The organism is Deltaproteobacteria bacterium, from assembly GCA_016874755.1.
GTDB lineage: Bacteria > Desulfobacterota > Binatia > UBA9968 > UBA9968 > DP-20.
In genome coordinates this window covers 1-25,868 of record VGTH01000059.1, presented here as the reverse complement: position 1 = coordinate 25,868, position 25,868 = coordinate 1, and the positions used below count along the sequence as shown (strand labels likewise).

General features: G+C 57.4%; 21 protein-coding genes and 1 pseudogene. 9 read left to right on the top strand and 13 right to left on the bottom strand.

The window, feature by feature from the left end:
* The 5 genes from FJ145_24200 to FJ145_24180 all read right to left on the bottom strand — a co-directional run.
* Positions 1-761 (bottom strand): pyruvate carboxylase subunit B (locus FJ145_24200; protein MBM4264516.1); only part of this gene is annotated, 761 nt, incomplete at its 3' end.
* 27 nt (positions 762-788) lie between these two features.
* A complete protein-coding gene (locus FJ145_24195) occupies positions 789-1,337 on the bottom strand; it encodes a hypothetical protein (GenBank protein ID MBM4264515.1) in 549 nt (182 codons plus the stop codon).
* Positions 1,330-2,151, bottom strand: coding sequence for a tetratricopeptide repeat protein (locus tag FJ145_24190; protein ID MBM4264514.1), 822 nt, complete (start codon positions 2,149-2,151; stop codon positions 1,330-1,332). Before FJ145_24190 ends, FJ145_24195 begins: the two co-directional genes overlap by 8 nt.
* Before the next feature lie 3 nt (positions 2,152-2,154).
* Positions 2,155-2,340 (bottom strand): hypothetical protein, encoded by a 186-nt coding sequence (locus tag FJ145_24185; GenBank protein MBM4264513.1) that lies wholly within the window; start codon positions 2,338-2,340, stop codon positions 2,155-2,157.
* A gap of 152 nt (positions 2,341-2,492) precedes the next feature.
* Complete coding sequence (locus FJ145_24180) at positions 2,493-4,067, bottom strand: hypothetical protein (protein ID MBM4264512.1); 1,575 nt, start codon at positions 4,065-4,067, stop codon at positions 2,493-2,495.
* A gap of 137 nt (positions 4,068-4,204) precedes the next feature.
* Here FJ145_24180 and FJ145_24175 point away from each other — a divergent pair, with 137 nt between their 5' ends.
* The 4 genes from FJ145_24175 (at position 4,205) to FJ145_24160 (ending at position 11,204) form a co-directional block, all read left to right on the top strand.
* Entirely contained in the window at positions 4,205-7,540 is a 3,336-nt protein-coding gene (locus FJ145_24175; protein ID MBM4264511.1) for a DUF4175 family protein, read from the top strand.
* Positions 7,541-7,546: 6 nt separating this feature from the next.
* Positions 7,547-9,190 carry a tetratricopeptide repeat protein gene (locus FJ145_24170; GenBank protein MBM4264510.1) on the top strand — a complete coding sequence of 548 codons (1,644 nt, stop codon included), beginning with the start codon at positions 7,547-7,549 and terminating at the stop codon, positions 9,188-9,190.
* A gap of 10 nt (positions 9,191-9,200) precedes the next feature.
* Positions 9,201-10,229, top strand: coding sequence for a MoxR family ATPase (locus FJ145_24165; GenBank protein ID MBM4264509.1), 1,029 nt, complete (start codon positions 9,201-9,203; stop codon positions 10,227-10,229).
* A gap of 189 nt (positions 10,230-10,418) precedes the next feature.
* Positions 10,419-11,204 (top strand): SDR family oxidoreductase, encoded by a 786-nt coding sequence (locus FJ145_24160; GenBank protein MBM4264508.1) that lies wholly within the window; start codon positions 10,419-10,421, stop codon positions 11,202-11,204.
* A 93-nt stretch (positions 11,205-11,297) separates the two neighbouring features.
* Here the strand turns inward: FJ145_24160 and FJ145_24155 are convergent, their stop codons facing one another.
* Positions 11,298-12,512, bottom strand: a complete 1,215-nt coding sequence (locus tag FJ145_24155; protein ID MBM4264507.1) for an MFS transporter — start codon at positions 12,510-12,512, stop codon at positions 11,298-11,300.
* Between the two features lie 363 nt (positions 12,513-12,875).
* On the opposite strand from FJ145_24155, the gene FJ145_24150 reads away from it, so the two are divergent.
* Positions 12,876-13,331 (top strand): LLM class flavin-dependent oxidoreductase, encoded by a 456-nt coding sequence (locus FJ145_24150; GenBank protein ID MBM4264506.1) that lies wholly within the window; start codon positions 12,876-12,878, stop codon positions 13,329-13,331.
* Positions 13,332-13,702: 371 nt separating this feature from the next.
* Here FJ145_24150 and FJ145_24145 read toward each other — a convergent pair whose 3' ends face one another.
* The 5 genes from FJ145_24145 to FJ145_24125 all read right to left on the bottom strand — a co-directional run bounded on the left by FJ145_24145 (position 13,703) and on the right by FJ145_24125 (position 19,766).
* Positions 13,703-14,797, bottom strand: coding sequence for a zinc-binding dehydrogenase (locus FJ145_24145; GenBank protein ID MBM4264505.1), 1,095 nt, complete (start codon positions 14,795-14,797; stop codon positions 13,703-13,705).
* On the bottom strand, positions 14,794-15,237 hold the full coding sequence (locus FJ145_24140; GenBank protein ID MBM4264504.1) for a GNAT family N-acetyltransferase: 444 nt from the start codon (positions 15,235-15,237) through the stop codon (positions 14,794-14,796). The genes FJ145_24145 and FJ145_24140 overlap by 4 nt, the downstream gene beginning before the upstream one ends.
* A gap of 3 nt (positions 15,238-15,240) precedes the next feature.
* Positions 15,241-16,239, bottom strand: coding sequence for an ABC transporter substrate-binding protein (locus tag FJ145_24135; GenBank protein MBM4264503.1), 999 nt, complete (start codon positions 16,237-16,239; stop codon positions 15,241-15,243).
* Positions 16,240-16,696: 457 nt separating this feature from the next.
* Entirely contained in the window at positions 16,697-17,938 is a 1,242-nt protein-coding gene (frc, locus tag FJ145_24130; protein MBM4264502.1) for a formyl-CoA transferase, read from the bottom strand.
* 112 nt (positions 17,939-18,050) lie between these two features.
* Positions 18,051-19,766: a thiamine pyrophosphate-binding protein gene (locus FJ145_24125; protein MBM4264501.1), complete on the bottom strand. Its 1,716-nt coding sequence runs from the start codon at positions 19,764-19,766 to the stop codon at positions 18,051-18,053.
* Between the two features lie 167 nt (positions 19,767-19,933).
* Between FJ145_24125 and FJ145_24120 the strand changes: the two genes are divergently transcribed.
* A complete protein-coding gene (locus FJ145_24120) occupies positions 19,934-20,932 on the top strand; it encodes a hypothetical protein (GenBank protein MBM4264500.1) in 999 nt (332 codons plus the stop codon).
* Positions 20,933-20,941: 9 nt separating this feature from the next.
* Positions 20,942-21,787, top strand: coding sequence for a hypothetical protein (locus FJ145_24115; GenBank protein ID MBM4264499.1), 846 nt, complete (start codon positions 20,942-20,944; stop codon positions 21,785-21,787).
* A gap of 293 nt (positions 21,788-22,080) precedes the next feature.
* On the opposite strand, the gene FJ145_24110 is transcribed toward FJ145_24115, so the two are convergent.
* The gene (locus tag FJ145_24110; protein ID MBM4264498.1) at positions 22,081-22,398 is read right to left on the bottom strand and encodes a hypothetical protein; all 318 of its coding nucleotides are present in this window, start codon (positions 22,396-22,398) and stop codon (positions 22,081-22,083) included.
* Here FJ145_24110 and FJ145_24105 point away from each other — a divergent pair.
* A complete protein-coding gene (locus tag FJ145_24105; protein ID MBM4264497.1) occupies positions 22,397-23,044 on the top strand; it encodes a hypothetical protein in 648 nt (215 codons plus the stop codon). The two genes, FJ145_24110 and FJ145_24105, sit on opposite strands and share 2 nt — an antisense overlap.
* A 70-nt stretch (positions 23,045-23,114) precedes the next feature.
* Here the strand turns inward: FJ145_24105 and FJ145_24100 are convergent, their stop codons facing one another.
* Positions 23,115-24,878 carry an ABC-F family ATP-binding cassette domain-containing protein gene (locus FJ145_24100; protein ID MBM4264496.1) on the bottom strand — a complete coding sequence of 588 codons (1,764 nt, stop codon included), beginning with the start codon at positions 24,876-24,878 and terminating at the stop codon, positions 23,115-23,117.
* Between the two features lie 54 nt (positions 24,879-24,932).
* On the opposite strand from FJ145_24100, the pseudogene FJ145_24095 reads away from it, so the two are divergent.
* Positions 24,933-25,460: pseudogene (locus FJ145_24095) on the top strand (hypothetical protein).
* Positions 25,461-25,868 lie beyond the last annotated feature (408 nt).

Genomic DNA, 25,868 nt, shown 5'->3' with positions numbered 1-25,868 from the left:
GGCGAGCCCTGCAACCCGGCAACTAGCTGCTCGGTGGCCGGCTGCGAGGTTCCCTGCGACAGCGGCGACATTGCGGTGTCGAGAATATCCGCGCCCGCTTCAATGGCCATCATGTAATTCATCGGCGCGAGCCCAGCGGTGCAGTGCGAATGAAGATGCAGCGGCAAATTGATTCGCGTTTTGATCTTTTTGATAATCTCGTAGGCCGCATACGGCGCCAACAGGCCGCCCATATCTTTCAGGCAGATGATCTGCACGCCCATGTCGGCCAACTTTTCGGCGACCTTGAGAAAATAATCGGCGTTGTGCACCGGGCTGATGGTGTAGCAAACCGTGCCTTCCACCAGCTTGCCGGTCTTGAGCGCCGTCTCGATGGCGGTTTTCATGTTGCGCACGTCGTTCATGGCGTCGAAGATGCGAAACACATCGATGCCGTTGGCGGCGGCTTTTTGAACAAAAGCCTGGACGATGTCGTCGGGGTAGTTCTTGTAGCCCACCACGTTTTGACCGCGCAGGAGCATTTGAAAGCGCGTTTTCGGGATCGCCGCGCGCAGTTTGCGCAGCCGCTCCCAGGGGCATTCTTTTAAGTAGCGGAGCGTCGCATCGAAGGTCGCGCCGCCCCAGGTCTCCAGCGACCAGTAGCCGATATCGTCGAGCTTGGCGGCAATCGGCAGCATGTCTTCGGTGCGCATGCGCGTCGCCAAAAGACACTGGTGCGCGTCGCGCAGCACGGTTTCCATGATCTCGATTTTTTTGGCCATCGTCGATTCGCTCCTGTTTCGGGGCCGCTAATCGTAAAGGTCGCTCTGCTTATCCTCCAAACGCTCTTTCTCTTTGGCGTCGATCACCCACATGTCATTGACCTTTTTCAGCTTGCTCTGGTCATAAAAATATTCCGAACGTTCCAGCCCGTCCTCAAACTCGTGCATCTTAATCGCGTCCCAGGGACAGATTTTCTTGTCCAGGCGATCCTCCGATTCGGTGCCGATCAGTTGCAGCTGGATGCGCTTGGGCACGTTATCGGGCTCAATCGGTTTGCGGTTCTTGTCAAAGAAACGGTTATTGTACTCGAAATAGATTTCGCCGGTTTCTTTGTGCTGCTGCACCTTGGTCAAGTCGTCGCTGTAACACATCTGGCAGCCGATGCACTTGTCATTGTCGACAAACACCCGATAGGGCTTGTAGCCGCCGCCGGGCAGCTCTTCGTAAAGCAGGTTAATGCAGTTGTCCACCGGGCAGTGCGCCTCGCAAATTGGCGAGCCGGCGCAGCTCGAGCAGTTTTCGTTCATCACGGCGAGCAATGCCGTGCCCTTGCGTGCTTTTTTCGCTTCAGCCATTGGCCTCTGTCCTCGCTTTTCGAAATCGTCCCTTAAGTGCCCAGAGAATTGCAATGGTTAACAACACCCACCAAAACCGAATCAAGCCGATGCGGCCCCACTCAAGCCAGTGCACGAAATTGGGTGAGCGCGCGATCAACTGGCGCAGAATCTGTTGCGCCCCGGCGTAGTCCCGCTCGTGCTCCAGCACCCGCGCCATCCCCTGCAGCGCGCCCTGATCCTGCGGACTCAATTTGAGCGCCTGGTCGAAATCGCGCCGCGCCTCGGGCCACTTTTCTTGCTCGACAAAAATCCAGCCGCGATTGTTCAGCGCGGCGCCAAATTGCGGCTTGATCTCGAGCGCTTTGTTGAGACTGGCAATCGCTTGATCCAGTTGGCCCTTGTGCTTCAGCGCGGCGGCCAGATTGGTATGCGCGTCGGGCAACGAGGGCTGCAGCTCAACAACTTTAGCGTATTCCTTGATGGCGCTGTCTACGTCGTTGCGAACTTCCAATTGAATCCACGCGAGCAGGGTGCGCGCCTCGACGTGGCTCGGGTTTATTTCAATTGCCCGCTTCACCGCGATGGCTGCGCCGTCCGGATTGCGCAGCCGCAGCTGGGCCATCGCTAGGAACGATTGCAGATCGGCTTCGTTTGGGTACTTTTTTGTCAGCTCTTCAAGCGCCGTTTTGGCCTGAGCGGCGTTGCCCTCGCGCAACAACTTGCGCGCCTCTGACCAGCGCACATCGCCCTGCAAGAGCGTGTTTACCTCGGCCGCAAGACTGCAAGAAGCCCCCAAGAGGACGGCCCAAAGCGCCAGCCAACCTCTTATCATCTACTACTTCCACATCTCGTTGGGGATTTCGTTTTCCTTGCCTTCTTCGATGAGCTTGTCGTGCTTGAAAGCTTCCTTGAGTCCAAGCCAGGTGAAAAAAACCACGAGGATGAGCATCGCGACAATCGGAATGTTGTCGGGCTTGGTAACGATTTCGAGAAAGTTGTGCCAACCGCTAGGTTCTTCCATAAAAGTTAAGCACCCGTAATGTAAGGATTTTCGAGAAAGTTATGCGAATTCCTGGAGGAAGTCAACGTGATCCTAAGACTCACCACAGAGGCACCGAGAACACAGAGTCCGGACCTCCGTGCCCTCGGTGTCTCGCTGGTGGACTGCTTTGCTTAATGGTGCGAATGGCCGCGGCCGTGCTCGCTGTGGCGGAACATGAGCGACTTAATCACCACCGGCACCGCCTTGGCGTCCGGCAGTTCCTGGCCGATGTCGATGAAATCGAAGTCTTTCAGATCGATGCCGTCTATGGAGATAATCCCTGCGCCGGGAATCAGCTCACGCTCGACGATGTTGCCCATGAGCTTGGCGATGTCGGCGTCGAATACCATCACCAGCGGTTGACCGTTGTCAATGTGGCCTTTCATGGCGCTGGTCAACCCTTCCGCCAAAGTGCGAATGAGCGGATAGGAAGGACCGAGTTCCCAGCGAATCGCCAGTGCCACCGCACGCTCTACATCTTGAGCATCGAAGCGCTGCAGCGCGCGTTCGACCGATTGTTTGACCTCGGCAACCGTGATCGATTCTTTCTGTTCGAACTGCGGCGTCACCACTTGCAAATTGCGCAGCGGCAGCATTTCCGGATGGGACAGATATATCGTATTGCCGCTCACTTGCACGGTGTATTGCGAGGCGCCGATGACGGTGGCGCGAATCCGCACATCTGCCGGGCGCAGCGGAATGCCGCCGCCACCCAATTGATTGGCGCGGGCGCGAATCTTTTTGCCGAGCGGCACGCCAAGATCTCCCAAGTTGCGCTTTTCGTAGCCGTAAATAAATTCCGACACACCGCCGGAAAACATCAACGCGTGGATTGGTTCTTTAAATTCCAGCCGCGGCGTCACCAACATGCCCTCGACTTCTGGCGAGAGCTTGCCTCGCTCCAGGACTTCAAAAAGCGCGTCGCACAGTTTTTGCGAAAACTTTTCTTTCTGGTCGTCGGTCATTTTTACACCGAGCGCCAACCCGTCGATGCCCGCCTGTTTGGCAATCTTCACAGCCGTGTCTTCCAAGCGGGTGATCACGCTATTTTCATCCATGGCGATCAGCCGCGCGCCAACTTCCACCGCGCAGGTGTCGATCACTTTGCCGCCTTGGACGATGGCCACTTTGCTGGTGCCGCCGCCGATGTCGACGTTCATCACTGTAAAGTCGCCACCTTCATGATAGGTCATGTGCACCGCACCCGAGCCGTAGGCTGCCAGGATCGATTCTAGATTGTGCCCCGCTGTGGCGCAGATAAATTTGCCCGCTTCGGCGGAAAAAAGCGCGGCAATCGCTTCGGCGTTTTTCTTTTTCACCGCTTCGCCGGTGACAATGATGGCTCCGGTGTCGATATCTTCCGGCGTCATGCCGGCGTCGCGATAGGCCTGGTGAATGAAATCGCCGAGCTTATTGGTGTCGATGGTGGTCTTGTCAACGTAAGGGGTCAGCAAAATCGGCGACTCGTGAATGATTTCCCGATTGACCACGACAAACCGGCTGGACAACGCCACGCCTTGGCGGCGCAAGGTCAAACGCGAGAAGATCAGGTGCGAAGTCGAAGAGCCTATATCTATGCCAACCGAGTTGAGCGTGATGCGCTCGGAACGCCACATCGGATGGTTTTCATCCATCATTTCTTCTTCATCGAAATCCTCATCGTGGCCGTCGTGAAGTCGTAAGTTTTCTGGCTCTAGGTTTTCCATCTATCTGCGGTCCTTTCTCGGCGCGTACTACAATCACGTTTGCATAACATAACGGCCCCCTGTTGCCAATCGAGGCGACGGTTCCAGCCGTTCATGCGGTTCCGGTCGTTGGACATTGCCCCCAAAACGGCGATAAGATGGCTGAGATTGACAACTTTATGGGACAGGAAGAATACCAAGAACTCTCCTCGTTCCTGAGGCGCTTCATCCGGCGCTTCAAGTTCATCCAGGGCATCGAGGGACTGTGCCTGACGGTCATCTGTGCGTTGCTCCTGTTCGCCCTGGGCCCGGGTGTCCAGGAAATCAAGAATTTTCTCCCCTACGCCCCGCTCGTTTACAGCATACTGACCGTCATCGTGCTGCTAGTGGCCATGGGTTGGACGCTTTTGCGGCTGCTTCGCGGCTTCAGTGCTGAAGGCGCGGCGGTTTATATCGAAAAGAAGCAGCCCAAGCTGCGCAATAACTTGATCAACTCGCTGCAGCTCTACCCCCAGGTTGCGCAAAACCGAGAGGGCCCCGGCTTTTCCTCGACCATGGTGCTGGCGCTCCTGCGCTCGACGCGTAAACAGATCGCCACGCTGCAAGTTGACGACCTACTCGACAAGCGGCGGCTCAATTCTAGCCTGCGCCTGTTGGGCATCGTTTTTGTGCCGGTGTTAGCGATGGTGCTGTTCAATCCATCTTGGGTCGGCGACACTTTCAGTTTGCTCACCCGCCCATTGGATCACATCCCGCCATCGAAAACTGAGCTGGACGTCAATCCCAAGGGACTCCGCGTTGTGCGCGGCGCACCGGTGACGATTCAAGTTGCTACAGCCGGCGCCATTCCTAAAACCGTCGACCTGATTGTCTGGAGCCAAACCGACGACAAGGGTCAGCCGAATGTGCCGGAAAAGCTGACCATGGAAAATTTGGGCGACGGCAAATTCAATTCATCCCTCGCCCGCTTGGAAAAAACCCTGCGATACCGCGCCGTCACCGGCGAATTCACCTCGCCCACATACAGCGCCGAAGCCATCGATCCGCCAGAGATTGGCAACCTGCAAGCGACGATTCACCCGCCCGACTATTCCGGCCTGCCATCGTCCGTCAGTCCCGGCGGCAACGTCGAAGGCCTGAAAGGCTCGGCGATTCGCCTCGACGCCGATACAACCAAAGGGGTGACCAAAGCCGATCTCGTCACCGACGATGGCAAACGGCTGCCGCTCAAAATCGACGGTAAAAAAATCCAGGCCAACTTCATCCTGTTCGGCGCGCAGCAATATCGCATCGAAATCGAAGACACCCACGGGTTTAAGAACGCGCCCATCACCTACGAGCTGCGTGTCAAACCGGACGGCTTTCCAACCATCGAATTGCTGAAACCGACCGAAGACATGGAAATCAACGGCGACGAGGTGATCGTGCTCGACTACAGCGCCCGCGACGATTTCGGCATCGGCGAAATCAACTTGGTCGCCAAGGTCGGCGACCGCGAGGACAAGACAAGGCTGCACAAGGACGAAACCAAGCGGTTGATCCTGCGCGATCAGTTCAAATGGGACCTAGGCAAGCTGGCACTGCGTGAGGACGAAGATGCTGTCGTCACCTTGCAGATTCTCGACAACGATACCATTTCAGGCCCCAAGATCGGCATCAGCCGCGCGCTGCGCCTGCGCCTGAAGAATCTCAAAGGCGAGCACAAGCAAGTCGCTGAGATGATCAAGGACTTGAATACCCGCATGGTCGACCTGTTGGGCGATCACTTGGAGCGGCCGCTGCCCAATGACAAGAACGCACCGCAGATGAAAGACGCCGATCAAAAATTTGACAAAAATTTGGCCGACGCTCTCAAACGGGTCGAAGACGTCCTGGCGCGCACGCAGAAAGATCGCATGTCGGATTTCGCGACGTATACCGATCTCGAAGCGCTAAAGCGCAATATGGAATTTACCAAGAACGACCTGTTACAGCGCCAGCAGCAGGCCACGTCGGAGGAAGACCAGCTCAAAGCCCACGACGAGATAGCTTCCGAGCTCGAGCGTATGTCGCTGTTGTCCGAAGATATTAGCAAGCGGTTGAAGGCCCAGGAAACCGCTTCGGCAGCCCAGGACCTCGCGCGCAGCCAAGAGCGCTTGATGGACTCGCTCGAAAAGCTCCAGAGCGGCGACAAAAATCTCGACGCAATCATGAAGCAGATCTCCGCGCTGCAAAAGACCCTCGCCGCACTGCAGCAGGCGCTGTCGCAAATGGCACAGCAGATGCCCGATGACTTTATGAACGCCGACCAGATGCGGGGGCTGGGTTTTGACGAAATGCAGTCACAGTTGGACGCTATTCGGAAAAAACTCCAGCAGGGCGACATCGAAGGGGCGCGCCAACTGGCGCGCGAGCTCTTCAACCAGATGGCGCAGATGGTAGCATCGTTGCAGAATATGCAGCGCCAGCAAATGGCCTCGAGTATGGGGCGCATGCAAGGTGAGATGCAGCGGCAGCAAAACGAACTGCAACAATTGGCACAGGAGCAGCAGGAGATATTGCTCGACACCGAGCGGCTCAACTCGGCAGCCCTGCGCGAGCGCGACAACGCGCTCAAGGGCAAGCTCGACGCTTTCCTCGACAAAGCGATCAAGGAGCTCGGCGCGCTTACCAATTTGTTCCCCGACCGCGAAGGCCCCGACAGCCCGGACCTCTTGACCAACCTGGACGACGCCACGATGAATGCGCTCTTGAAAAATCAAATCGCCAAGCTGCTCAACCGCGATTTCCCGGGCTACGGTGAGGGCGAGAAGATGACCCGCGGCGAGCTCGGCAAGAAGCGCAGCGCAGCCCAAGAACCGCGCGCGCGCCGTGCCGAAAACAGCCTAAGCGAGATCCGAAAGGAACTCGACCAGCTTCTCGCGGAACCGGCGCAGGCGTTGAATGACGCCGACCGCAAACGGTTGCGCGATCTGGCGCAGCGCCAGGACGCGCTCCGCCAGCGCACCGACGATTTACACGAGCGGTTGGAGTCGCTCTTCCAACTCTTCCCGTCGCTCGATCCGAAAATCCTCCAGAACATCGGCGAAGCGGGCAAATCGATGGCCGGCGCCAAAGACCGCTTGGGCCAGCTCGATCCGCGCGGCGCGGTGCCGCCGGAACAGAGCGCGCTCGAACGCTTGTCGCAGTCGCAGCAGCAAATGCAATCGGCGATGCAGCAAATGGCCCAGCGCGGCCAGATGGGCAACATGCCGGTGACGCGGCTATTCCGCCAAGGCGGCCGTTTCTTGCCCTTTGGCAACATGACGTCGCTGCCCGGCATGCCGCAATTTCCTGACTTTGACATCCAGAGCGGCTTTACCGGCATGGACACGGAAAGGTTCCGCCTGCCCGGCAAAGAAGACTACAAAGCGCCGCGCAACTTCCGTGAAGAAATTCTGGAATCCCTCAAACAAGGCGTGCCGCCACAGATGAAAGAACAGATCGAACGCTATTTCAAAAACCTCTCCGAGTAGGCCGCCTTGAACTATCCGAGATTTCGAACTCTGCGACCTTGGCGTCTTTGCGAGAGACAGTCCGATGGGCGCGGTTTACGGGCTGTCTTAGTTGCCATTATTTATTTTTTCCTCGTCCTGCCGGTGCGCGCCGCCGAAGTCGATCCGGCGCTCAAGGAAGCCGAAGACTTGCTCGACGCTTGGAAGATCACCCAGGCCGAAGAACTTGCGGCACGTTTAATCCGCGACAACGCCAAGTCCGCCACTGCCCACGACATCGACGCCCGCGTCAAATTCTATCAAGGACGCTACGCCGAAGCGTTAACCGCCAGCGACCGCGGTTTGGCCATCGACTCGACCGATAAACGGCGCCAGGCTTGGAAGCTCTTCAGCCAAATCACCGTCGACGTGCTGAAAAATCTCAGGAAATACGAAAGCCCTCACTTCGCGCTTTATGTCGATGACCGGCGCGACGGCATCCTCGCCCAGTACGCGCTCGACGTCTTGGAGAAAAGCTACGAAGCCGTCGGCGCCGAGCTGGGCTACTATCCCAAAGAAAAAGTTCGCGTCGAAATTGCGCCCGATGCCACCGCATTCAATGCGATCTCGACGCTGTCCCTGCGCGACATCGAAGAGACCGGCGCCGTGGGCATCTGCAAATTTAACAAGCTCATGATCATCTCGCCGCGCGCCTTGAGCTTTGGCTACCGCTGGGCCGACTCGCTGAGCCACGAATATTTGCACTACGTCATTGTCGCCTTGTCGAACAACCAAGCGCCGATCTGGCTGCACGAAGGCATGGCGCGCTTCTACGAGACCCGCTGGCGGAAACCGGCGCCAACCAAAGACGCGACGGAAGATTACTTGACGCCGGCCAATCAAACGCTGCTCGTGCAGGCACTGGAAAAAGACCAGTTCGTTGGCTTCAAGAAAATGGAGCCGTCGCTGATTCATCTGGAGAACCCCGAGCAAGTCCAGCTCGCCTATGCGGAGGCCGCCTCGGCCGTGGAGTTTATCAATCAGAGCAAAGGCAAGGCCGGCATGCGCGAATTGATGGGCGCGCTGGTCAACAACCCGACACCCGAAGCGATCGAGAAAGTCTACGGCATTTCGTCTAGCAGCTTCGAAAGCCGCTGGAAAAGCTTTCTCAAAGGCAAAGGGCTCAAAGGCATCGAAGGCAGCCGGGTGCGCCGCTTGAAAGTCAAAAAAGACGGCAAGGAAGACGAGGACGTCGTCGAGCTGAGAGAAATTCAATCGGCCGTGGCGCGCAACCGCACCCACTTGGCCGACGAGCTTTTGAACAGGGGACGCACCGTCGCCGCCGCCAATGAGTATCAACGCGCCTTGCAAGCCAGCCCCAACTCGCCGGTGATCATGAACAAGCTTGGTCGCGTTTACATTCAGATGAACCGCTTCGACGAAGCGCTGCCGCTTTTGAAAAAAGTTTTGGATGTCGACCCCGACAACGCCAACACCTATGTGCAGCTCGGCCGCATCCACCATGCTAACAAGCAATTCACAGAGGCCCGCCGAGTGCTGGAGGAAGCGATCCAGATCAATCCTTACAATCCATTGATCTACCGTCTGTTGATCGACGCCTATGCAGCTACGGGCGAGGCGGACAAAGGCAAACAAGCCAAAGCGGCGCTCGACAAATTGGGCGGAAGTTAAGAAGGAAACGATGGAGTCCAACGAAATCCAACAGCACGAAATCGCCGAGATCGAAGAGTTCGCCGACAAGCGCGAAACCATGCTCAGCGAGATTCGCAAAGTCATCGTCGGCCAAGATCGCGTCATCGAAGAAGTGCTGATCGCTCTATTTGCCCGCGGCCATTGTTTGCTCGTCGGCGTACCGGGATTGGCCAAAACTCTATTGATCAGCACGCTCGCCGAAATTCTCGATCTGGAATTTAACCGGATTCAGTTCACACCCGACCTGATGCCATCCGACATCACCGGCACCGATATTCTTCAAGAAGACCCGCACAGCGGCAAGCGGCAGTTTCAATTTCTCAAAGGACCGATCTTCACCAACATCTTGCTTGCCGACGAAATCAACCGAACGCCGCCGAAGACCCAAGCGGCGCTGTTACAATCGATGCAGGAATACAAGATCACCGCGAGCGGTCGCACCTATCCGCTGGATCTACCGTTCTTTGTGCTTGCAACGCAAAACCCCATCGAGCAGGAAGGCACCTATCCGCTGCCGGAAGCCCAGCTCGACCGCTTCATGTTGAATATCGAAATTCGCTATCCCGACTTCGATGACGAGGTCGAGATCGTCATGCAGACCACGTCGAACGTCAAACCGGAGCCGCGCAAGATATTGGACGGACCCAAGATCCTGCGTTATCAAGAACTGGTGCGCAAGGTGCCGGTATCGCCGTTCGTCGTATCCTACGCCGTTGCGCTCACCCAACGCTCGCGCCCGGGCGGCGCCGAAACACCGCAGTTTGTCAAAGACTACGTCGAGTGGGGCGCCGGCCCGCGCGCCTCGCAATATCTGATTCTCGGCGCCAAAGCGCGCACGATTTTGCAAGGCCGCTACGCGGTTTCCATCGAAGACATCCAAGCGCTGGCGCCATCGGTCTTGCGCCACCGCATCGTGCCCAACTACAAAGCCCAGGGCGAAGGGCATACATCCCTCGATATCATCAATAAGCTGCTCGCCGAAGTGAAATCGCCGATGGACGGCACACATGCGCGCTAGGCGCACCTGTGTGCGGTTTTGGGTTCCGAGTTTCGCGTTTAACGTTCTAACCCGATCCAAGTGTGACCGTTAGGCGCCCGATTCGGAATGGCGTGCACGGCGCGCCCTACGCAAAGACCACCTTGGTCTTGATCCCGCTCGCATTCCTCGGATAGCATCGCTAACAACAAATCGCCTGGAGAACCCATTATGAGACTCAAAGACCAAACTGCCCTCATCATCGGCGGTGCCCGCGGCATCGGCGAAACCATCGCCCACACCTTTTCACGCGAAGGCGCCAGTATCGTTCTCGTCGATCTGCCCAAGATGCAAAAAGAACTGGACGGCGTGGTCCAATCGCTTACTCAAGAAGGCGGCAAGGCGTTGTCCCTCGCCGCCGATTGTAGCGACGACAGGCAAGTCAACCATCTGGTCGAGGAAACCGTGCGCCGCTGCGGCAAGATCGATGTCTTAATCAACAGCGCCGGCTTTCGCGGCCCATTGGTTCCAGTAACCGAGATCACCGAACAAGAATTTGATGACGTGGTTCTCTATAATTTGAAATTGGTTTTTCTCTGCTGCCGCGCTGTCTTAAAGCAAATGGTCAAGCAAAAAGGCGGCAGCATCGTCAGCATCTCCGGCACCGCTGGCCGCGAAGGCATGGCGATGCGCGGCTCACTGTGCGCCGCCAAGTGGGGCGTGGTAGGCCTCACGCAGACCATCGCCAAAGAATACGGCCCCCACGGCGTTCGCGCCAACATCATTTGCCCCGGCGGCATGGACGAACCCGAGCTGCGCGAAATGTACGCCGAACGCGCCAAGAACATGGGCATGTCCGTCGAGGCCCACGAAAAACAGATTCTCTCGCTCACGCCGCTGCGCAAATACGCCAAGCACGAAGAAGTTGCCAACGCCGCGTTGTTTTTGGCGTCGAGCGACTCGTCCCACACAACTGGGGAATGTTTGAATGTGTCGGGCGGGCGGTTGATGAGTTAATTAATTTAGTAAGTCGCCTCGATTTGCCGTCATCCTGAGCGCAAGCGAAGGATCTGCTTTTGCGCACGATCGTACAGCAGGTCATGACAAGAATCAGATCCGCGAAGCTTGCGGCACGGCCGCTCCTTCCACTCTGATCGCCTCAACTGTTTTTCTGCTAAACAACGCCAGCCCCGACGCCAACAACACGAGACTCATCACCACCATAAAGCCGTCATAGCTGCCGGTGCGGTCGTAGACCAAACTCGCTACCATAGGACCGGCGGCAGAGCCGATCTGGTGGACGATGAAGCTCATGCCGAGGATCATGCCGGCGCGGCGCGGGCCGACCAATTCGTAGAAAAGCACGTTGCCCACTGCAACGGTGCCAAACGTCGGGCCGATCGCTAGAGCGACGACGGCGTAGTACACGTAGACGTTGCTGATATCGAGCGACATCAACAAAGTGCCAACGCCGCGGGTGAGATAGCTCAAACCCAAAATGCGCGCCCGCCCATAGCGATCCGACAACCAGCCGAAAAGCAAAGCCGACACCACCGCCCCGGCGCCAAACACGCTCACCGCCGTCGCTCCGGTCGCCGCGTCGAAGCCTTTGCTCATCGTCAACGCAACCAGATGGGCGATCTGAAAAAACGCCACGCCGCAGGAAAAGCGCACGGCGAACAAAACCAGCATCGAGCGGTTGCGCAAATACGGCATCCCGGCGCGCCACGGGACGCGCTCGCCGCGTTGCGCCTGCGCTCCCGCGGGATCGTGCGCGCCAATCCAAGCCAGCGGCCACGCGACGACGAACAACAAAGCGCCAACCGCCAGCGCTGCCGTGCGCCAGCCGTAGGAGTAGATGAGAAAATAGATGATCGGCGCGAACACCAACGGGCTCGACGGCGGCGCGGTTTGAATCACCGCTACGGCAAGGCCACGATTGTCAGCGAAGTGTTTGGAGACCAACAACGACATGATCACCAGACTGCAGGCGCCCATCGCCATGCCAACGCAGACCCCATAGGTGAGCGACATCTGCCACAGATTCTGCGATAGCCCCATGCCGGCAAAGCCCGTGCCCATCAGTGCGATGCCGATCAAAATCACCGGCCGCGACCCACGATCGTCGGCGAGCTTGCCGAACAAAAGAGCGCCGACCGCCCAACCAAGCATAGCGACCATGTAGGGCACCGTAACCAGTGAACGCGTAAGGCCGAACTCTTTTTCAATGGACGGTAGAAATAAGCTAAAAGTGCTCATGCCGATCGAAGTCATAGTGGCCACGGCCGTGCAGAGGAGCAGGATCGACATGCGTGACAATTCCATAGTGCGTCAACTATGCCAGCAGCGGGCGCGGCGGGCAATCGCAAGCCGACAATTGCGCGAGCGGCTCTGTTCGTACTAGCCCGAATTATTCATGCGACGGGGAAAACCCATGACACTGTGTCGATCGAAGTGGAACTCTGGAGGAGCGAAGGCATCAGCGCAAATCGTTCGGTTTAATGCGCCGATGCTGGGCATCTCTTCGACCTTTTCACTGCGATTCGCAGAGCAGGGCGAGCGCCGGTCGCCCCCCTACGAGGCGGCGTCGAAGCGGATATCTGTTGCCTTCGCTCCGGAAGAGTTTCACTTCGATCGCGCCGCAGCGATGAATAATCCGGGCTAGATTGCGGCCCGAGAAATTCTTACATGAGTAACAAAATCACTTTTGGCGTGCGCATCCCCAACTCCGGTCCGCTGGCCTCGGCCCAATCCATGCTCCAGGTGGCGCAGGAAGCCGAAGCATTGGGCTTCGATTCCATCTGGGTGCACGACCATCTGACTTGGTCCGACGAAATTCATCGCACGCATATCTCTTCAGGCTCCGACGACTCGCACAGCGGCAACCCCAGTCCGGATTTCTTCGAGGCAATGACATCTCTCGCCTTTATCGCTGGCCAAGTGCACAGAGTTCGCCTCGGCATCGCCTGCGTCGTCGTCCCGTGCCGCAATCCCCTGCTCGCCGCCAAACAGGTCGCCACGCTCGACGTTCTGTGCGGCGGCCGCCTCGAAATCGGCGTCGGCATCGGCTCACCGTCGACAATCAAATCGCGAGAATACGAGGTTCTGGGAATCAACCGCAAACAGTGGCAAAATTTTAGATAGTTTAGATGAGTTTGATTCTGCGTCTCCAATAGAAAGGTTTTCTTCTGAGGTGAGCGATCGCCACTACCAAAAGAATGTCGTCTCTAATCTGATAAAGCGCCAAGTTGGTAAAGGTGATACCGCTAGAAACATAACCCCGAGCAAAGGATTCGCTATCATGACGGAAGACTCCAAGAACTTGGACTAAAAGTAGAACTAACACCTATGGCTGCGATGGCCTGAAGACCCTCTCCCCCAGCCGTATTTTCGAAGGAGGACACGGAGTCGGAAGTATTTTTTGTCTCTTACCTTCTTGCTCTTCGTGTCCTTCGTGGTGAATATTTCCTTTCCGAGTTTTGCGCTTTTTGCGTCTTTCGCGGCCATTCTCCAAACTAATTGAACGTCAAAATACCTCGCCCCAAGATCCGCCCGTGTTCCAGGTCATCCACCGCTTCGTTGATCTGCTCCAATTTATAGCGGTTGGTGATCAGCTCGTTCAATTTCAGTTTTCCTTCACGAAACCAGCGCAAGAAAATCGGGAAATCGCGGTCCGGTTTGCAGTCGCCACCGCTGGTGCGGCGAAACGAGCGGTTGCCGATGAACAGGCTCGTATCGATCATGGCCTTTGCATCAGGCGGCGTAATCCCCACCAGCAACGCGGTGCCGCCTAAATTCAAACCGGAGTATCCAGGCCGCACCGAGCGGAGAATCTGCTCCTGAGTCAGCGGCAGACCGATGGCGTCGATCGCGTAGTCCGTGCCGCCGGCGGTGAGCTTTTTGATCTCTTCGACAGCGTCACATTCTTTTGCATTGACCGTGTGCGTCGCCCCCATACGCTGGGCAAATGCCAATTTCTTTTCATCGATATCGACAACGATAATCGGATAGGCGTCGGTCACCGCGGCTGCGGAGATCGCACATAGACCGATGCCGCCCGCGCCAAAGATCGCCACCGACTCGCCGGGGCGCATCTGCAACGTGTTAATGATCGCGCCAGCGCCGGTCATGACCGCGCAGCCGACGATGGAGGTAACGTCGGTCGGCAAATCTTTTGGCATCGGCAATACCACCCGTTCCTGGGCAACCGCATACTCAGCCCAGGTGGCGGCGGAGTGCATCACCGTCTTATCTTTCCAGCGCGCCAGATACTGCGTGCGCTCATTCAGCGCGTGCGTCACCATCGGCTGATTGGTCTTGGCGCTGTCGCGATCGACCCAGGTTGTAATCACGTGATCGCCTTCTTTGACATGGGTCACGTCACGGCCTTTGGCGACCACAACCCCGGTGGATTCGTGTCCCAACAACGCCGGCAAGCTCTGCCCCTTGCGCGCCGGCCGCTGCATGGTGTGCAGCTGCGAATGGCACACGCCGCTGGAGAATAACTTGACCAAGACCTGATCCGGTCCCGGGTCGGCAAACTCGACCTCATCGACAACCAGTGGCTTTTTCGGCTCAATGTAAATCGCCGCGCGGCCTTTGGTGCTCATGCGTGCAGCCCTCCATTCTGAAGAACCATTTTCCGATGCGGTATGCCAGCTTCGTCAAACACCGGCCCCTGACATTTGAATCCCATTTTCTCGTAGAAACCTATCACAGGAACTTGCGCGTTCAAGAAAATCGTTTTCGGTTGTTTTCTTTTGGCGATGGCAACGGCGCGCTTAAGCAGCTGTGCACCGACACCGAGCCCACGATAGCTTTTCAATACCGCCATGCGGCCGATTTTTGCGCGGCCATTGTGAAAAACTATTCGTGCTGTGCCTAAAGCCTTGTTCCCGTCGCAAGCCAACAGATGAATCGCCCGTTTGTCGTCATCATCCAGCTCGATCTCGGGCGCGACACCTTGCTCTTTGACAAACACGCGTACTCGGATCGCAAAGGCTCGATGGATATCCTTATCAATTACGATGCGCCGAATTCGCACAGCCATAAGCTACTTCGAAGCCAATACCGACTTGATAAAGCCACTCTGGTCCAACTCACGCACGAATCGAGCATCGACGAAATCCTCTGGCTTGGCGCCCTTGGCTTTGGGATATTGCTTTTCCACCTCCTGCAACAACGCAGGCACACCTGCCGGATAGGGCGGAAAGTTAAAAACGCTCTTAATCGTTGATTCGTAGGTTTCTTCGAGCACCTCTTTGTCTTCGGTGCGAAAATATTTGCCCATGGTTTTCATGGCAAACGCTTTGTCCTTCGAGCCGCGCGCTGCGCCTTCAATGTAAGCGCGCAGGAACCGGCGCACCGTGTCTTCGTTCGACTTGATGTAGCGGCGCGTCGTCACGACGCCGTTGACGTGGTACTCGACATCGAGCTTGGTCAAGTCGGCCAGGTCGCGCAGCTTGACCTTGCGCGCCTGCAGCGTTGCCGGCGGGCTGATCGCCGCCGCATGAACCTTTCCGCCGACCATCGCACCGATGGTCTCCGACGGTCCGCCGGTTTGAATGATCGTTACGTCGCGTTCCGGATCGAGGCCGGCGCGGCGCAGAGCGATCCGCGAAGCGAGATCGGATTGGGTGCCAAAGCGCGTGACACCGAAAACCTTCCCTTTCAAATCTTCCATGCGGGTGATGCTCGGCTGACCATAAATCCACCAGTTAAACTTCTTTGAAATGGTAGCGACGATCACCGTATCGGTGCCGGAGAGATTGACCTGCACCGGGCCGGCGCCACCGGCTTGAATGATCGGCATTTCCCCGGAGAGCATGACTTGCAGCGCCAGCGAGCTACCGGGAATGCTCACCACCTCGACGGCAAGGCCGTGCTTCTCGTAGTAGCCCGCTTCCTTGGCAAACCAGATCGACATCTGCGCCGCCGATGCCGAGCCACCGCCGGTGCGCAGACGATCGAGCGTTTTCTCCTGCGCGCCGAGCAAAAGTGGCGCACTCAGCGCAACGACCCCTAGACAACAAAGTAAGAACCGACGCAGCATGGTTAGGTCTCCGTTCAGCTAGGAGTCTATGCTATACCACAGAAACCGTTGAATTTGCCTAGACATTTCACTTCGCCCTGAAGTAAAAGCGGTCAGATGGATTCAATGCTGGGCGTGCCATTTTCGCCTTTCCCAAGGGAGAGAATAAAGTGGAAACCCGATTTTCCGAACTTCGCCGGCTTCGTGCGCTTCGTGGTGCAATTCTCAGCAACGAAGAAATCCACCGCCTGAAAGCCGAAGACCTAGGTTGGAAAAAGAGTGGTGGTCTTAGTGCAGATCGTGAAAAGACCTTTTCGCGCTGCGTGACACCGCCGCCAACATGAGCCGCCGCTAAATCAACGCAGCGTTTCGCCTACGGAGTATTAATCCGCAGGCGACCAAAGGAGCTGATCCTCCCTTAGGAAACCCCATTTGATGGCGCCCGCAGCAAGCTGCTGGGGATATGGGATTCGAATACCTAAACCGCGCCCTCTTTCTTGGCGGCTGCGATCTCGGCGTCGTTCCAGCCGACGATGGACTTCAAAATCTCATCGGTGTGTTCACCTAATGACGGCGAGGGCCAAATCTCAGTGGGAGAATCGGAAAGCTTGATGGGATTGCCGACCGTCAAGAACTTACCGCGCTTGGGATGATCGACTTCGACCACCGTGCCGGTTTCGCGCAGCGCTTTTTCTTCGGCGATCTCACGCATGTCGAGGATCGGGCCGCACGGCACATCGTACTTGTTCAGTTCATTCATGACCGTGAGCTTGTCCAGCGTCATCGTCCATTGTTCGATGATCTCGAAACATTTATCGAGCTTGGGCAAACGCTTCTCCGGTGTCGCCCATTCGGGATCGCTGATCAGCTCCGGTCGACCGCACAGTTTCATTAGCGGCTCCCAGCCCACCGGTTGAATGATGACGTAAATGTAGTCATTGGGACCGCCGCCCTTGGTGCGCACCGCCCAACCCGGCTGTCCCCCGCCGGAGGCGTTGCCGGCGCGCGGCACCGCGTCGCTGAACTGGCCGTTGGGATACTGCGGATATTCCATCAGCGGCCCGGCGGCAAGCCGCTGTTGGTCGCGCAGTTTGACGCGGCACAAATTCAAGACCGTGTCTTGCATCGCGCAGGTCACGCGCTGGCCTTTGCCGGTTTTTTCGCGCTGAAACAGGGCCGCAAGAATACCCGCGACAAGATGAATGCCGGTGCCCGAGTCGCCAATCTGCGCGCCGGTGACGATCGGCGGCCCTTCTTCGAAACCGGTGGTGCTCGCCGCACCGCCAGTGCACTGGGCGATGTTCTCGTACACTTTGCAATCTTCATAGGGACCGGGGCCGAAACCTTTGACCGAAGCGTAGATCAAACGCGGATTCAACTCGTGGATCGCTTCCCAGGTAAAACCCTGGCGATCGAGCGCGCCGGGCGCAAAGTTCTCGACCATGACATCGCAAGCTTCGATCAACTTGCGAAACGCATCTTTGCCTTTTTCGTTTTTGGTATTGATCGTAATACTGCGCTTGTTGCAGTTGAGCATGGTGAAATACAAGCTGTCGACGTTGGGCTTATCGCACAACTGACCGCGCGTAATATCACCGCGCCCGGGCAGCTCGACTTTAATAACGTCAGCGCCCATGAACGCCAAGATCTGCGTGCAAGTCGGCCCCGACTGCACATGCGTCATATCGAGAATGCGAACTCCATCTAACGCTTTACCCATTGATTCCGTGTCTCCTTGGAGAATCGGATAAGCCTCGCGCAAAGGCGCAAAGAACGCACAGGCAAACCCGTTTCCGGCCTTTGCGCCTTTGCGCGAGGTAATTCCGAGTCTCTTATTTGTACATCGTCTGCGCCTTGGTGCCCGGCGCGTACTCGTTGATGTCGACCCAAATATTCACTATCGCGCACTGCCCGCCGGCGACGCGCTCGCGGGCTTTTTCCAGCGCCGGGCGGATTTGGCTCGGCTCGCGCACGGCGATGCCCCAGCCGCCGAAGCATTCGGCGAATTTTTCGAAGTCGACGTCGCCCAATTTATTGCCGACGCCGCCGCGCTCTGGGCCGTACTTGCCGATCTGGCCGCAGCGAATCTGGTTCATCGCCGAATTATTGCCGATCACCGCCATGTACGGCAGCTTAAAACGCTGGGCAGTTTCCATGTCCCAGGCGGTCATGCCGAATGACCCATCGCCGTAGTAGCACAACACTTCTTTTTGCGGATGGACGAACTTGGTCGCCATCGAGAACGAAGTGCCGACGCCAAGCGTGCCGAGCGGTCCGGGGTCCATCCAGTTGCCGGCTTTGCGCGGCTCGACAGCCGTCGCCGTAATCGTCACGACGTCGCCGCCGTCGCCGATGTAGACCGTGTTGTCGGTGAGAAACTCGTTAATCTCGTAGGCGACGCGATAGGGATTGATCGGCATCGACTCCGATTTAAACGCCGGCAAAAGTTTTTCATAGGCTTTCACCTCGCCGGCGCGCAGTTCTTTCATCCACTCGGCGCGCTGGCCGTTGCCCTTCGAGGCGCGGCCGCTGGCCGCTTGCTCGACGGCCTTGAGAATCGCACCGGGGTCGCCGACCAGGCCGAGTGAAATATCGCGGTTCTTGCCGACGTTGCGATAGTCGAGATCGATCTGCACCACAGTCGCGTCGGCGCGCAGCCGGCGCCCGTAGCCCAAACGGAAATCGAACGGGCAGCCGACAATCAAGATGACATCCGCTTTGTCGAAGGCGGCGCGGCGCGTGCGGTTGAAGCCGTGCGGATCGCCCGGCGCGAAGATGCCGCGGCCGGAACCGTTCATGTAGCCGGGAATATTCAAAGCGCGGCAGAACTCCACCGCCGCGTCATGGCCGCGCGCGGTCCAGACTTGCGTGCCGAAGAGCGCGCAGGGTCTTTCTGAATTGACCAGAATGTCGGCCAGCTTTTCGATATCTTTCGGATCGCCCACCGATTTGGTCGAGGCACGATAGCTGCCTGGCTGCGGAATGCGCGCCCGCTCCAGCGGCACCTTGGCGTCGAGCACGTCGCGGGGAATCTCCAAATAGCTCGGCCCCGGCGCGCCGTTGACCGCTTCGCGAAACGCCATCGAGACCATGTCGGCGATGCGCTCGGTGTGTGGCACGCTGGCGGCGAACTTGGTAATCGGCGACATGATGTCGACATGGGGCAGGTCCTGCAGCGAGCCCATCTTGTGCTGCGACAGCGCCCCCTGGCCGCCGATCATCAAAAGCGGACTCTCGGCGCGATACGCATTGGCGATACCGGTCATCGCATTGGTCGTCCCCGGCCCAGCCGTGGTTACGACGCAGCCGGTCTTGCCGCTCTGACGCGAATAGCCGTCTGCGGCATGGGCCGCGACTTGCTCGTGGCGCACGTCGATAATTTTGATGCCCTCGTCGAGACAGCCGTCGTAAATGTCGATGATGTGACCGCCGCACAAAGTCCAGATGACTTCGACGCCTTCGTTCTTGAGTGCCTTGGCGACCAGATGTCCCCCCGAAATCACCGGACCCGTCGCTTCTTTTTTGCCCTCACCGCCCGCTGTGGCCATGTTTTTTCTCCTCAGAAAAACGTTGCGTTTACCATACCGAATACCACCCCAAGCCTCAAGCCGACTTCGCTGCCAGCGGCTCCTGCGTCGCTGCCGATCATTGCGGTTGAGATTTCCCGCGCTGAAGTGTTACAAGAGCGTCAAATCCAGTTCGCAGAAAACTTCTCATCGTGAACGGTCTCGTACCAATCAAGCGCTGTCTCTTTCGATTCGTTTTGTTCGCCTTGCTTGCCTGGGCGGCAAACCCATCGGCCGCTTTTGCCGCTGAGACTCTGCGCCTCGGTTATTCCGGTTCGACGCCAACGCAGCTCGCCGGCGCGCTGGCCATCGAACACAAACTGTTCGACATCTACGGCGTGCACGTTGAGCTGACGCAATCGGCGGGCACCACGATGATTCGCGCTTTGGACGCAAAAAGCCTGGATGTTGCCATCGTTGGCGGTGGTCAGGCGCTGAGCGCTTATCTCAAAGGCTTGGAGATGCGGATTATCGGCGGGCTGGTGAATATGGCGCCGTATCAATTGTGGGCCAAGCCGGAGATTACTCAGGTTAAAGATCTCAAGGGCAAAATGATCGCCAACACACCGCCGGGGACGTCGCTCAACTTGGCCGCCGCGATATTGATGCAGCGGCTTGGCTTCGACGCCCAGCGCGATGTGAAATTGATCGCCTTCGGGCGCATCGGGCTGATTTCACAGTCGCTGTTTACCGGCGTGGTCGACGCGGCGCTCCTCTCGGCGCCGGAGAATCTCGAAGCCCGCAAAATGGGCATGCGCATGCTCGTCGATCTAACGACCACACGAGTGGCTTGCCCTTTCACATCGGTGGTGACGACCCGCGCCGTGCTGGAGAAATCGCCTGCGGCGCTGGAGCGTTTTCTCAAAGGCATCATGCACGGCGTTAAACTCGTGCTCACCCAGCCGGACTTGGCAAAGAAGACCATCGGTCGTAACCTGCGCTTGACCGATGCCGAGGCCATCGATGAGGTCTATCAGCGCCTGGTCACAACCTACGAGCGCATGCCGATGGTCCCTAGAGAATCGATCGAGACAGTCGTCAAGTTGTCGCCTACGCCGCCGAGCCGCAACCCGTTCGGGGTGTTGGATATGAGTCTCCTCGAACGCATCGATAGAGAAGGTTTCACGCGATCACTGTACCCAAAATAGGAGGTGGTTATGGCCGATATCAGAGGTGTTGGCAAAAAAATAACCTATAGCGAAGACAATCCGATCAGCAAAGAAATCGAAGCGCTGCGCCATAGCCGCGACAATACCAAGCGGCCGCCCAAGGACGCCGAAGAGCGAGACCGCTTGGCGCGCTGGCTCGCCCACCGCGGCCGCGACGAGCTCGAAGTCACCGTCGGCACCGCGTGCTACGCCATGGCGCATTTCGAGATGGATTGTGAATGGCGCTACTTCCTCGCCGAACACGCCGGCACGGAAGCCGGCCACGGCTGGGGCTACATTCGGCAGGCCAACGCCATCGACCCGAGCCGCGATCATTCCAAGCCCGATCCGGAATTCGAGAAACAATATGGCTTGACGCCGCGCACCGAACATCACGCGATCATGAAGCGCGATTTTCTGAGCTATCTTTTCTCCGGCAATTTATGGCCCTACGGCCACGTCACCGCGGCGAGTATTCAGAGCATTCAAATCACCACGCCCAAGCTGCTCGACTTCGAAGAAAAGGTCGTCCACTTGGAAGAGCGCAGCCACCACGACGCGATCCTGCAAAAACTGCACGACTACGTTTGGGAGCAAATTGAAATCTGGGGCGAAGGCCCGATCCGCAAGCGCATCGGTGAGATCGAAAGAATTGCCCTCAATAGCCGCCCGCGCACGGTCTTCGATCCGCCGCGCCGTGAGTTCCTGCGCAAGTATTACGATGTGCCAGTGGAAAACGTGCGGCTATTTCCGGCCTGGAGAGAGTATCTCTATTTGAACGTGCTGGGCTTCCCGCCCGAGCCGGTGTACATCGAAAACTGGCCGAAGGAAGTGCCGCAGCCCAAAGCGGCCTGACGACGATTCAGAAAAAACCACGAAACACACGAAAAAAGGACCTAACCTTTCGTGTGTTTCGTGTGTTTTGTGGTTGAGTTTCCGGTCTGTCTCTGCGTCCTTTGCGCCTTTGCGCGAGACAATCCGAACCTTCAGGGCAACTCCGGATCGTTCTTCAAACCCGCCAGCGTTTCTTTCAGCAGCGCCCAATTGACCAGCTGCTCGTGGGGCACGCTGGCGGGGACTTCGCCGATGCTGATCGCGTTGCGCACGCCCGGTTCACTCGTCGAACCATCGCTGGGCCACATATCCCCTTAGGCTTTGCCGGCAAGTTCGAGATTTGCCAAACCGACGAATTGCTTCAGCAGCGGCAGCCCCTTCGAAGCGCCGATCATCGCCGAACCCAAGCCAGTGGAGTAAGGAATTTCTTTGGTCGCCAGCGAGGGGACGATCACGCGCGAGTCCAAGACCACCTGCTGCAAGTTGAGACCTTCCTTGCGCAAGAAACCGCGCTTCATCGCCACATACAGCGGAAACCAGGCAACGCTCTTGGTCGGCGTGCCAAAATAAATCGGCCGTGCTTCCTGCACCGGCGTCGTCCGCGGCGGCGGTCTATGGGACACCGGCATCATGCACGCGCCCTACAAACAACAATGGGTGCCGATTCCAGGAGAAGATCCCGCCGATCTCGTAGGGAAAATTTTCCGCCCCGGCGTGGACGACCCAAGGGTCTGCTGGCCCACCGTCGACCCCTACCGCGGCCACAGCCACACTTGCCAAGATCTCGGCGTTTATACGAATCAGGTGAGTCAAACCGTCGACAACGCCGTGCTCTGGACATCGGCGCCGGGCATCTTTGGCTACAACCATCACATGGGGCTATTCATCAAAGTCTTCGACGCCGCCGACTGCATCGATCCCACAGACATTAGCAAAGACGTGCGCATCTGTCCCGACGGCCGCTGCCGCTTCAATGGCAGCGAGCATGTGCCGTTTACTTATTGGGCATGGGTCGATCCCGCTCTCGATGGCAGCGCGCTCGACGGCGACGGCGCGAAGAATGGCCGTGTGAGTTTTCGCGGGTTCACCGACGTGGCGGGCAAGATCGATCTGACTTGCACGGCAGCCAACGACCACTGCGTGCCCTATTCGCTGGAGAACGCGCCAGTGGGTTGGGCGGCTTGGGAAACGCCGTCAAACGATGGCCATTGGCCCGAGCGCTACAAAGACCACGACGTTTCGCCGGCTGGCGAGTGGTGGATCAAACTGCCAAATTGAGCGAACTATCTAGTATTGAAGCGAGGGCTGCCGAGCGCGGCCCTCGCTTTCGCATCACAACACCGCGGGGTCACTCCGAGTATGATTTGTATAACTCTTCGATTTGCTGCTTTACGTCGCTGATTCTTTTCGAAAGCTCTAGAATCTGCGGCAAATTGTTGCGCTGCGACTCCAAGGTTAGCTCTTCGTTGTATTTTTGCAGCGCCGCCTCGCTTTTCATGATCTCGGCTTCGATTTTCGCGATGCGCGCCTTCTCTTTGCGCGAGGCCTTTTCCGCTTCTCGCTTCTCGTTGTGATTGCCACGCGTGGTCGGTTTTTTGGGCGCGCTCCTATTGCCTGCCTCATCTTGCTCATTCTGCCAGCCGATCTTCTCGAGGAATTCATCATAGTCGGCGTCGTAAACATCGGCTTTACCGCGTTGAAACACGATCAACTTCGTCGCCAGCGCGCGCAGGATCCGCTCGTTGTGGGTAACCATGAGAAACGCGCCGGGAAATTCTTGCAGACTTTCGATCAGCGCGTCGATCGATTCCATATCGAGATGGTTGTTGGGCTCGTCGAGAAACAACAGGTTCGACGGATGGGCCAAAATTTTCCCAAGCAGCGTGCGGCTTTTTTCGCCGCCCGACAGCACCGCGGTCTTTTTCAGCGCCAGATCGCCGCTGAACATCATGGTGCCGCAAATATTGCGCACTTGAGTGCGCGTCAGGCCAAGATTGGCCTGTTGTATTTCTTCTTCGATGGTTAGTTTAGGATCGAGCCGTAGAATGTTCGTCTGGCCGAAATAACCCAGTTTCACGTCAGGATGTTTCCGCAGCTCGCCCGCAAGCGGCTGCAGCTCGCCGGAAAGAACATTGAGCAGCGTCGATTTACCTTTGCCGTTGTTACCGATGACGCCGATGCGGTCGCGGGCGTTCACCGTAAAGTTGAGCTCCTCAAACAATAAATTGTCCGGAGCATAACCAAAGGCGAGACCGCGCACCTCCAGCAGCGTCTTGGCGGCAAAGGGCGAATAGCGAAACTCGAAGTCTAGCGATTCGATCTCCGCCAGCTCATCGAGTTTGGGCAACCGTTCGAGCATCTTGATGCGCGACTGGACCAGCTTGGCCTTCGAGGCCTGGGCGCGAAAACGATTGATGAACGCCTCAGCTTGCGCTCGCTTCTTTTCCTCGTTGGCGCGGGTCTTCTCGTGGATTTCGTCTTCGAGCAATATTTGCTCGTACGCCTTTTCCGTCGCGCCCTCGAACTTGCGAATCTTCTGTCGGTGAATGACTGCCGTATGAGTCGTCACGCTGTCCATGAAATCGCGATCGTGGGAAATCAGGATCAATTCGCCTTTGAAGTTTCTGAGAAAGCGCGCAATCCAGCGCACCGAGGTAATGTCGAGATAGTTGGTCGGCTCATCCAGCAACAAAAGATTGGGCTCGGAGAGCAGCAGCTTGGCGAGATTGATGCGAATCTGAAAGCCGCCGGAAAACTCCCGCGGCGACCGCGCCAAATCCTCCTGCGAGAAACCGAGGCCAAACAAAATCGCTTCGGCTTTGTAGATGGAATGGATCTCTTCTTGCGGCAAGCCCAACGCAGCCTCGTCCAAAACCGTCGACTGGTCAAAGTGCAAATGCTGTTCGAGATGCCCGATGCGATAGTTGCGCGGAATCGTGATGGCGCCCGAGTCCGGCTCCTCCTGGCCGAGGATCAATCGAAAAAGCGTCGTCTTACCAAAACCGTTTCGCCCCACCAAGCCGAGACGCTCACCGGCGTTCATCTGCAGGGTAACATCGCTAAACAACTCACGGGCAAAGTAAGACTTAGAAAGGCCGTTGATTTTGATCACAATGGCTTTTTTGTCTAGAGGATAAAGCCGCGCTAATCAAGCGGCGAGCCTAGATTGTACGCAGCCTGGGAGAGCGACGTCGCGATCGACGAATTTCTCGCCAACACGAGTCTTGGCCGCGCACTAGCCACTGGCTGGCATGTCCGGATGGCGTTCCAGCGCCGCTGGGGTCACGTCAGCGAGTTCCACGGACTGCCTGAAAGCGTTGGAGAACAAGATCCCACAGCTCCCGTGGTAGCGGTGACCCTCGCTCGGATGAAGCTTCCACAAGTCCCGCGCTTCATTCGTTGGGGCAGGCCGGTCGAAGAACTTGTCCGACACCACTCAGGCACAACCTTGGCGATAGCGGCAATTAGGCTGCCTCGCACGGTCTCTACCTTTTCAGTGTGGACCTCTCAGCAGGAAATGGTCGACATGGTCCGTGGGCGTAGCTCCGTGCCTCGACCTGCACGTCACGCTGCGGCAATGGCCGAGCGCCTGCGCAAGGACTTTCACTTCGAGTTCACGACCCTTCGATTCAGGCCAATCGCAGAGTACGGGGAATGGGAGGGGCGTCGAAAGTCTCCTTCATGTACGCAGTGAGCAACTCGACCAACTCTGGAATATCACCGCGTTCCGCTGAGCGGACGATGAATGAAGCAACGCTCACCACAGCACCTCGTATTCGTAAAATTTACTTGCGATCTTCAAGCTTTCTCACTGCAGCCTAATCCCGCCGCCTGGCCCATAACTCCGCTCTAAGCCTACGAGGGTTTCAAAACCTGTAGCGTTTTGAGGAAGTTTTAGTGTATTGGGATTCGCCCATTGGGCGAGTTTTTTCTAGAGTTTTATCTGGTTAGTGTTTTATTTTTCAGACATGTCATCCGATCGAATCCAAACCCAACGGCGCCGCCGTCGTTTGCGCGAAGAGCTGCGGGCGCTGAGCTTTGAGCCGCTGCGGCACTGTGGTGGAGCGGTTGGGCCGCTGCGGTCGAGCCAATTGCGCCTGTG